The 8,683-nt window shown below is 39.1% G+C and carries 7 protein-coding genes; 1 reads left to right on the top strand and 6 read right to left on the bottom strand.

From position 1 onward, the window contains the following. On the top strand, positions 1 to 223 hold a 223-nt coding region (locus VJ937_RS00990), incomplete at its 5' end, for an energy transducer TonB (RefSeq protein WP_324065058.1). Positions 224 to 323: 100 nt separating this feature from the next. Here VJ937_RS00990 and VJ937_RS00985 read toward each other — a convergent pair. The 6 genes from VJ937_RS00985 to VJ937_RS00960 form a co-directional block, all read right to left on the bottom strand. Next, complete coding sequence (locus VJ937_RS00985) at positions 324 to 1,328, bottom strand: prenyltransferase (RefSeq protein WP_324065057.1); 1,005 nt, start codon at positions 1,326 to 1,328, stop codon at positions 324 to 326. 478 nt (positions 1,329 to 1,806) lie between these two features. Next, the gene (locus tag VJ937_RS00980; protein WP_324065056.1) at positions 1,807 to 2,145 is read right to left on the bottom strand and encodes a hypothetical protein; all 339 of its coding nucleotides are present in this window, start codon (positions 2,143 to 2,145) and stop codon (positions 1,807 to 1,809) included. Positions 2,146 to 2,267: 122 nt separating this feature from the next. Beyond that, positions 2,268 to 3,680 (bottom strand): serine hydrolase domain-containing protein, encoded by a 1,413-nt coding sequence (locus VJ937_RS00975; protein ID WP_324065055.1) that lies wholly within the window; start codon positions 3,678 to 3,680, stop codon positions 2,268 to 2,270. Between the two features lie 99 nt (positions 3,681 to 3,779). Then, complete coding sequence (locus tag VJ937_RS00970; protein WP_324065054.1) at positions 3,780 to 4,790, bottom strand: tRNA-dihydrouridine synthase; 1,011 nt, start codon at positions 4,788 to 4,790, stop codon at positions 3,780 to 3,782. Between the two features lie 497 nt (positions 4,791 to 5,287). Then, a complete protein-coding gene (locus VJ937_RS00965) occupies positions 5,288 to 7,279 on the bottom strand; it encodes a T9SS type A sorting domain-containing protein (RefSeq protein ID WP_324065053.1) in 1,992 nt (663 codons plus the stop codon). Between the two features lie 580 nt (positions 7,280 to 7,859). Then, positions 7,860 to 8,336 (bottom strand): hypothetical protein, encoded by a 477-nt coding sequence (locus tag VJ937_RS00960; RefSeq protein WP_324065052.1) that lies wholly within the window; start codon positions 8,334 to 8,336, stop codon positions 7,860 to 7,862. Positions 8,337 to 8,683 lie beyond the last annotated feature (347 nt).

The raw sequence follows: 8,683 nt of genomic DNA, 5'->3' as shown, positions 1-8,683 counted from the left end.
AAACAAAAGGATAAGGGGCAAAGTCCTTGTTCAATTTGTCATTACAGACAAAGGTAAAGTGAGCGACGTAGAGGTCATAAAAAGCGCTCATCCCCTGCTCGACGAGGAGGCCCGAAGGGTAGTAAGCTCAATGCCCAATTGGAAACCGGCGAAATTCATGGGCGAACATGTTAATGTGATGTACCAGGTACCCATTAATTTTAAGTTGACAGCCTTTTGGTAGTCATTTGAAAAATCTACTGCTGTTAGTTTAATTGAAAACAAAAAAATCCCGGAATTATACACTTCACAATTCCGGGATGGCATAAAGTTTTTATTCGATATTATATAATGCCCATCTTAAACAATACAACACTGGCAAGCAAGCCCACAAAGAAAAGCATGCTAAATGCACGGTTATAAATAAATGCATGACTCACCAAATAGAGCGGCCAACCTGTTTTATTGTTTTCGGGCTCTGCGCTGGGTCGTGGTTGTCCGAATATTTTGAATGTGGATAAAAGTTTCGGAATAGCCAAAAACGTAATAAGCAGAGGCCATGCGTGGTTTTCATACACATAATAACCGATCATGACATATTGTGCAACCCACATCAACATGGTGAAATATCGCGCGTTTCGCTCTTTAAGGATCACAGGCAAGGTATAAACTTTCTTTTTCAGATCTTCCTGCAGTTTATCGGTGTGTTTGCCCAACAGCACTGTTGTCGGCCCAATGGCGTAAAGCAATGCAATGTATACCACATCCCAGTTCCAGGTGCCCGAAGTGGTTACATAATAGGTGCCGCCAATCATCAGCGGCCCCCAAACCAATAACACCACAAACTCGCCCAGGCCGATGTATTTGAAGGGCCAGGTGTAGAAAAACAAAAACACCAGGCCGGCTACAAAAAATGCGGTTGTAATATAATCGGTTCTAAGAATTAAAAACAAACCGCTTATAGTTGCTATAACTAAAGAAGCAGCCAGGTATTTGTAGAATGTTTTGAGCGAGGTGTATTTATGTTCCAGCACCTGCACGCCATAAAGCGATCGGAAATAGTTGTTTTTGTCAACGCCCCGTTTGTAATCAACCAGGTCGTTGATAAGATTATTCGAAGCATGGGCGAAAATTAACCCGACAAATGCTACTGAAAAATTAATTACATTAAAACTATCAAACAAATAGGCCAGAATACCTGCAATAATGGCCGAAAAAGCTGTCATAATAAGCACCGAAGCTCTTGTGGCTACGAGCCAGCGAGAGATGGAGTCTAATCCGCCCCACTCTTCTTTAGAGACGCTGGGGACTTTTGTGAGTGCCGTTCCCCAAAATGAGAAGTTTGTCATATCTATTATTTTAAATAAACACAATTTTAATATCACTCTGACCAACACATGGTATTAATTTATGTTTACGCACAAGGGTCATGTCAATTCACAAATGGCGCTTAATCTAACGAACCAGGTATTGCTCTTTTCATTTTATCTGCCTTAAAAAATTATTACAGAACGTTGCTATACGCACATTTTTTGCCTTTCTAAAAATGAAAACTCCTTCAACTTATCCGTCATTTCAAGCATGACATGACACTAATGACTGCTGAGATATGCAGGGATGGCGGCTTTGAGTAAACCGGCAACCAATAATTACGCTCCAAGGCAACTCAACGAAATTTGGTTACAGGCAACAGGGTAAAGCGTCAGAAGGGCCAGCTAAAGTTTCATTTATTTCTACAGCAAAGGCCTTTCCCTTTATTCAATTAAAATCACTTAAATTTAGGCTAATTTCGATCATATCCGGAAAGGAGGAAAGCTGCATGGACTTTCATAAAAGCAAAAGTGATAGAATAATTAAGGTCAATCCAAATAGTCCTACATAAATATCCAGCACCACGATTTTTTTGCCTTGATTCTTTTTTAACATCCCAGATACCCAGTTATAAAATTTTTTATAATCAAAAATGAATACAATGGCCTTAATTGCAGTCAATGAAAACAAAACTGTAATGGCAATGGAATACTGGTAGTTTGTAGTTAGCTCTTTGTACCATGTGAAAGCGACAAGGAGTAATCCAACGATGGCAACAGGAATGATCCATACAGGCCGTTTTGCCGCATAAGCGTTTTCGATATGTTTATTTTCATCCCAGGGTAAAACGTGCATATAAAATGGTTTAAGAAAAGCTACAAGGCCGAAGACGACACCTAAAATCTGAAAGTAATTCATAATGCTTAAGACAATAAATTAAAAAATCAGTCTGATATTAATAATAGGAACAAAAATGATCACTGTTTACGGCTAAATTTAAAAACCTGATCTCTGTTCTGTACAAAAAGGCTGTCGGGGTTTTGGTTGTTTATTTGAAATTTAAAGGAAATGTTTACATCTGGATTAATAAATGCAGTATCGGACAATGCGCGCAAATGCAGCGGCATATTTTCCATGAATTGTGCATAAAAACGCTCATTTTTTTGGAAAAAGGTGCAATAACCAATGGGGCCTTCGAACCTTCCTTTAAATTGATTCAGTGCCTTTTCATTAATATCTTTAAATTCATATTCAGGTGCCGCTTTTAGGTTAAAAAGGTCAAGTACTAATTCCTCAAACCGGGCTATTACCAGTGTGCCGCGGGTTTGCGTAAAAAACAGCAGCAACAAATCCTGTGAAGGGATGCTCATGGCTACAGTGCCATCGGAACCACCATGTCCGAATGCCAGAGGCTGCCCGTTTTCCACATGGTACAATTCCATCTGGTAACCGTAATTACTTGTCAATTCAGTGGGTTGCAAGGCTGCATGCTTAGTTTCTTTGGTAAGAAAGCCCGCCTGCGGATTTGACCATGCATACAGGAAGCGTGCATAATCCATGGGGTTACAATAAATGCCGCCACTGCCTCTGAAAAACGATATATCCGGTTCGGCTTCGTTGTCCCAGTATTTACCAAAAGCATCGCCTTGCCACTCGTAAGTACTCACGGTTAAATGGCGAATGCTGTCATTGACCGGAAGGGTTGTATAAGTACTCTGTAAGTTCAGCAGCTCACTGATATACTTCTGAATAAACGCACCGGAGGGCATTCCGCTGACTTTAGCCACTAAACGGGCCATTGTTGAGGTACCGGCATCACTGTACATATATTGGGTGCCGGGCTGCAAAGCAGGTCCATGTTTTCCAAGGTCGGCCACAGCCTCTTCAAGCGAATTATAGTCGTAAATACCACCCCTGGGAAACCCGGGCTGCGTAAAACCAGCAGTATGCGTAATCAATTGCTTAACGGTAATTGCCCGGCTTTTATCATTATCAAAAGCCGGCAGATAGGTTGCAACCGGTTCTTCCAGCATAATTTTCCCCTGCCCGGCCAACATCAGTACCGCAGTACCCACAAAGGGTTTGGTCATTGAACGTATGCGATAGAGCATATTTTTACGAATGGGCGTACTATCTTCTACATCGGCCATTCCGTAAGTTTGATGCATCAAAATATCTTTATCCCTGATTATTAAAACCTCCCCTCCAATAAAATCGCCGCTGGATACCCACATCTGTAACTTTTCGTCTATGGTTTTGAGTTTATTTTGCAGGGTATCGTCCATTTTTTGAACTGGGTGAAAAAAACTCGATGCTCGTTCATGTTTTTGTGTGCATGAAAAGGCTACCAAAAGGATAGCCGACACGCAAATAAATATTACATACTTCATGACCTGCAGTTTAACTGGTTAGCAATCTGATATATTGATTAAAAGTACAGCTAAACTGCTAAAATTGCAAATTTATCGGGTCTGGCAACAGGCGGGGTATCAAGCTGAAAGTGTATCCAGGCGGACATTCCTTTCAGACCTCACAAATCGCACGGCATCAGCGGATTGAGACATATTCATCAACTGGTTGCGCATCTCTGCTGCTCCGCGAAAACCACTGATATAAATTTTTAAAAAGCGCTTGAGGGGCTCAAAAGGTTTATGCTCGCCCCATGTGGCATCATACAGCTCAATATGTTTTAAAAGCAGGTTCAACCTGGCATCAATTGAGGGGCTCACCTCATCATTGCGGAAAAGCCATGGATTATGAAAAATGCCTCTTCCAACCATGATACCGTCAACACCGTATTGCCGAATGCGCTGTATTCCATCGCCATAGGAACGCACATCGCCATTGCCAAATACAGGTATTTGTCTTCCGCTCAAATCCCGCAGCTTCACGGCTAGTGCAATTTCATCCCAATCTGCCTCGCCATTAGATTGCAACTTTTGTGTTCGGCCATGTATGGTCAATGCAGTGATGGGTGTCTCCAGCAAATGACCAATCCACGCTTCGGTGGCAATTTCTTTCAGTCCAATACGGGTTTTTACCGATACCGGCAAACTGGTGCCTTCATGGCACGCCTGGATGATCTCTTTGGCTAAGCCGGGCGTGGCAATCAGTGCTGAGCAGCAACCTTTTTTTACAACTTTTTTTACCGGGCAGCCCATGTTGATATCAATACCATCGAAGCGTCCAAGCTGCTCAAGGTGCCGGGCGGCCTTAAAGTTCTTTTCGGGATCGTTTCCCCATATCTGCACCACCAGTTTTGCACCCCGCTCCCGCAAAATTTCGTTTTCAGTGGCATTGACCTCCAGACGCCTTGCAACAGCATCGTAACCCTGTTTGCTCGCCAACCCGTCGGTTGAAACAAATTCGGTAAAAACCACCTGCAGCACCTCAGGTTGCGATACTGATAATACAATTTCTCTAAAAACCGTATCTGTGACATCCTCCATGGGCGCCAGCATAAAAACGGGCGTTTGTATGTTTTTCCAAAAGTTCGGCATTTTCGAATTTTATTGAAAGCCAACAACAGGATATGAGAAATGTTTGTCGCTTTTAGGGTAGCCGAACCCACTTATTTCAGGTAAAAAAACTTAAACCTCACTGTGAAGCCCTACCCTTTTTGAGGAAAGCTACGATTTGAGTTGTTTTTTGTATTCATTTTTTATTAATCTCTGATCACTAAAAAAAATTTTGCTTCCGTAATTGAGCACAACGAACGAAATATGATGCGTTTTAATGCAACATTTTTTTGTTATCAGCCGCTTATTTTACTATTTTTTTAATGATTAATTCTTTTCCTTTCCTATCTATGATCCTAATAATTAAGAATGTCTAAATTAGCACTGTCTGAAAAAGGGTAAGGCTTCATAATCGCAAACCAATGGGGGTTCATGCAAGGCACACGACAAAAAAAACCTGCTAAAGAAAGCCTTTAGCAGGTTGTATTTACTTTAACGTGAGTTTACATAAATTATGAGTTACACACACTTAATAAGCATTATTCGATAATTAATTTTACTATTGAAGCATCAAGCTCGGAGCGTACTTCAACAAAATAAACACCTTTATCGAAAGTAGAAATATCAATTGACTGAAATTTAGATTTACATCTAACATCTTCATAAACCAATTGTCCTCCTACGTTGTACATTTTAATACTGCTTAATAATTCTTCACTTTGAATATTAAACACATTATTAGCTGGATTTGGGTAACATGTAAACGCAGGTGAGTTTTGTTCGGCAAACCCCACTCCACTTACATTGATGAATTCTTCTTTGGTCGCAGTATAGCTATCACCGGCATCATTTGTTACAGTAAGAGAAACAGTGTAATTCCCTTCATCAACAAAGGTATACGAAGGATTTTGCTCATTCGAATCTTCAATTCCATCATTATCAAAATCCCAGGACCATGAAGCAACAGAACCACCAGTAGTTTCATCAGTAAAGTTTACAGTTAAAGGAGCAGTACCATTAACTTCATCTGCAGAAAAATCTGCAGATAATATAGCTCCACCTTCTAATTCAACCTGAGTAGCATTGGCAATAATACCTGTGTTAGCATCAATCAGCAATACGACTAAATCTACATTTTCAGAATCAAAATCATTTGCCAATGTATGGGTAAACTCATAAGAATATGGTGTACCATAGACAACATCTGCAGGAATAACTCCGGAAATACCGTCCCAACCACCTACTAAAACTCTACCAACATGATCGTAAACCATTTGTGCAGCTGGTACAGGATCTGGTAAATCTGCCCAGTTTCTTCCGTCCCAATTAATGAGATCACCATAACCTCCACCAGCATAATAATTTGCTTGATTCCATCCTGAAGTAGTACCGGACATTCCGTTTTCGACGATAACCATAGCTACATTATAGGAAGTTTCTGTTAAGTCCATAGCAAAATTTGAGGTTGCTTCTACCGTAATATCGCGTGTTACGGTATCCCATGTTTTTGCTGTGACTTCAATTTTAGCCAAAGGAATATCTTCTTTTGCCGCTAAATAAGCTGGCTCTAAACTTGAGAGACCTGGATCAAAAACATTTTCTCTATTCATTACACCACTTGGATATCCACTAATAAAATTCCCGATAGCCTGATCGTATTCTGTTACGGCCATTGGGTCGCTATTATGAACACCAATACCTATCCAGGTGCCATCTGTATAATTGTGAGCCATTGTGCTTAACCCTACCAAACCTCGTGGACACCATCCGCACCAGGTACCCGTACCTTCTTCATAAACCACATTTTTGGTAAAAATTTCATTCACACATAAAACATTTGCCGATAATGAATCATTACCAGGAAAATCATCGTCACCCTCACCATTAATATTCTGAATAATCAACTCCAAAGTATGGTCACCAACTGCAATATTAGCCAACTCAGGATGTGTAAAATCATAGCTTTCATTAAAACCGATATTTAACCCATCAAACGTAGCAACCTGGCCTACTACATCATCAATCGAATAAACTACATCAAAAGATGTAATGGGTGTATCTCTATCACTGCGAACAGTACCCTTAATTTCGACATCTCCTGCAGCTACTTTTGGTGCAATATCAAATGTAGTTAGATTTAAATCAGTTCCTGCAGAAGAACAGACATTAGTAAAAACAAAGAATTCTCCTGGTTCTGGAGCTTCCGTAGGCTCACATTCATAAACTATGATACCAATTCCATTTGTAACTGAAAAAGAGCACTCTTCCGGATAACCTCCGGCGGTCCAAACTAAACTGATATCAGTCATATCGGGAGCAGAAATGTTGGCTATTCCTGAAGATCCACTTGTAAAAGTAGCTGTGCCCAACAAGTTAGTGCCGTCGTAAACTTTAACAGAGGCACCATTCCAGCCATCACCATAGCTGTCTTCCATATCAATAACAATATCGCATTGTGCAATTGCTGAATTAATGTTTCCCCAAAAAAGGAATGCAACTGCAATTAGCATAAGTAAAAAATTGTTTCTCATAGCGTAATATTTTATAAGTTAGTAAAGCTTTACCAAAAATACATTTTTTTCAGATAAAGCTATCCTTAATTCATTTTTGAGTATTCCTTATTTTTTTTTGGACCTGGGTTCACATTTGTTTTCTAAAAATCTACCTTTAACATGGGAAGATAGATTGATGCACAAGTCATTGTATAACAACCCCTGCCCCCTCCTGTATATATTTAAAAATATCTTATTGCTATCATCTACAGCTAAATCTATAACGCTATCCGATATTCTATAGGTTAATATGAGCGAAAATCTTTACGTATAACTTAGAAAACCTCTTAGTGCACTGTCTAAAAAAAGGGTAAGATTTCACTTAAATACTTTCGCGGTTATTCTGCAGCTTACTGGCAACGTTTCGGCTAGTTTTGTGTAAGGATTACTTGTAACAACCTCTCAAACAGCACTTAGCCAAATTTACAATTTACTAAATACAAAATAACATATCAAATCGTAGATTTGGCGGAGGAAATTAAGCTCCTTTGACGCAAAAGCCCGCCACAAGCGCCTTATACAAACTCGCCGCTGTTAGCAAGCGTTTTTTTATTCTTTATTAGTCAGCAAATCTTACTGTTGTCTCTTCGTTAATCCAGCAATTTATTTTGTACTTTTGTCCTTCTGTCACATGTCCGTAGAATGCTTCCTCTTGAGGAAAATATCTCGAATAAACATCTATCAGTCTGTCCACTTTGTCAGTCAATGAATTATCAAGTTCTTTTGCTTTTTGAAATTTGTCAACTGCTAAACAGTAAATCATGTGTTTCATAAAATCATTGTCTGCACATGAATCGGCTGAATTAACATAAGCGCCGCCGATCAGCAAATATGCTTCACCATAAGTAGAGTCAATATCAAGAACCTTTAATGAATATTTGCGGCTTTTTTCAAATTTATTATTCTCTAAATATTGATTTGCCAAAGTAATATATTGATCTATCAGCGATGAATCAAGGGTTTGAGCAATTAATCCAGAATTCCAGGTTGTCACTAGAATATAAAGTAAAAATATTGATACAAATCTTAAATTCATTGGTCTACAAACATATTTAGGAAATTAATAGATACGAAATTATACTTCCAGTCAAAAATAAAGCAAAATGAATGAGCAACGTATTCTTTATCGAGGCTTTCTTTTTTACAAGTCTAATGGCACTATAAAATCCGATTAATCCGAATGACATATTCAAAATCAGTATCCAATCAGGATACATGAATAACCATAATATTTCTGTAAAATTATAAGCATAAAACAACCAACTCCATCTACTAATCCATAAAAGATCAAGAATTAACAATACAAATCCTATTACTTTAGTTTTATTCATGATACAGTGAGAAATTGGAAATGCTTGCTAACTTCTGGCTATTAACATGTTT

Origin of the sequence: Salinivirga sp., assembly GCF_035268865.1 — a bacterium.
Lineage (GTDB): Bacteria > Bacteroidota > Bacteroidia > Bacteroidales > Salinivirgaceae > Salinivirga.
Note: the sequence above shows the minus strand (reverse complement) of the source record. Positions and strands in the feature narration are given on the sequence as shown.

Bases quoted from the DNA above. Each gene is read 5' to 3' on its own strand.
- VJ937_RS00985 (WP_324065057.1), bottom strand. From the start codon at position 1,328: ATGACAAACTTCTCATTTTGGGGAACGGCACTCACAAAAGTCCCCAGC.
- VJ937_RS00980 (WP_324065056.1), bottom strand. From the start codon at position 2,145: ATGCACGTTTTACCCTGGGATGAAAATAAACATATCGAAAACGCTTAT.
- VJ937_RS00975 (WP_324065055.1), bottom strand. From the start codon at position 3,680: ATGAAGTATGTAATATTTATTTGCGTGTCGGCTATCCTTTTGGTAGCC.
- VJ937_RS00970 (WP_324065054.1), bottom strand. From the start codon at position 4,790: ATGCCGAACTTTTGGAAAAACATACAAACGCCCGTTTTTATGCTGGCG.
- VJ937_RS00965 (WP_324065053.1), bottom strand. From the start codon at position 7,279: ATGAGAAACAATTTTTTACTTATGCTAATTGCAGTTGCATTCCTTTTT.
- VJ937_RS00960 (WP_324065052.1), bottom strand. From the start codon at position 8,336: ATGAATTTAAGATTTGTATCAATATTTTTACTTTATATTCTAGTGACA.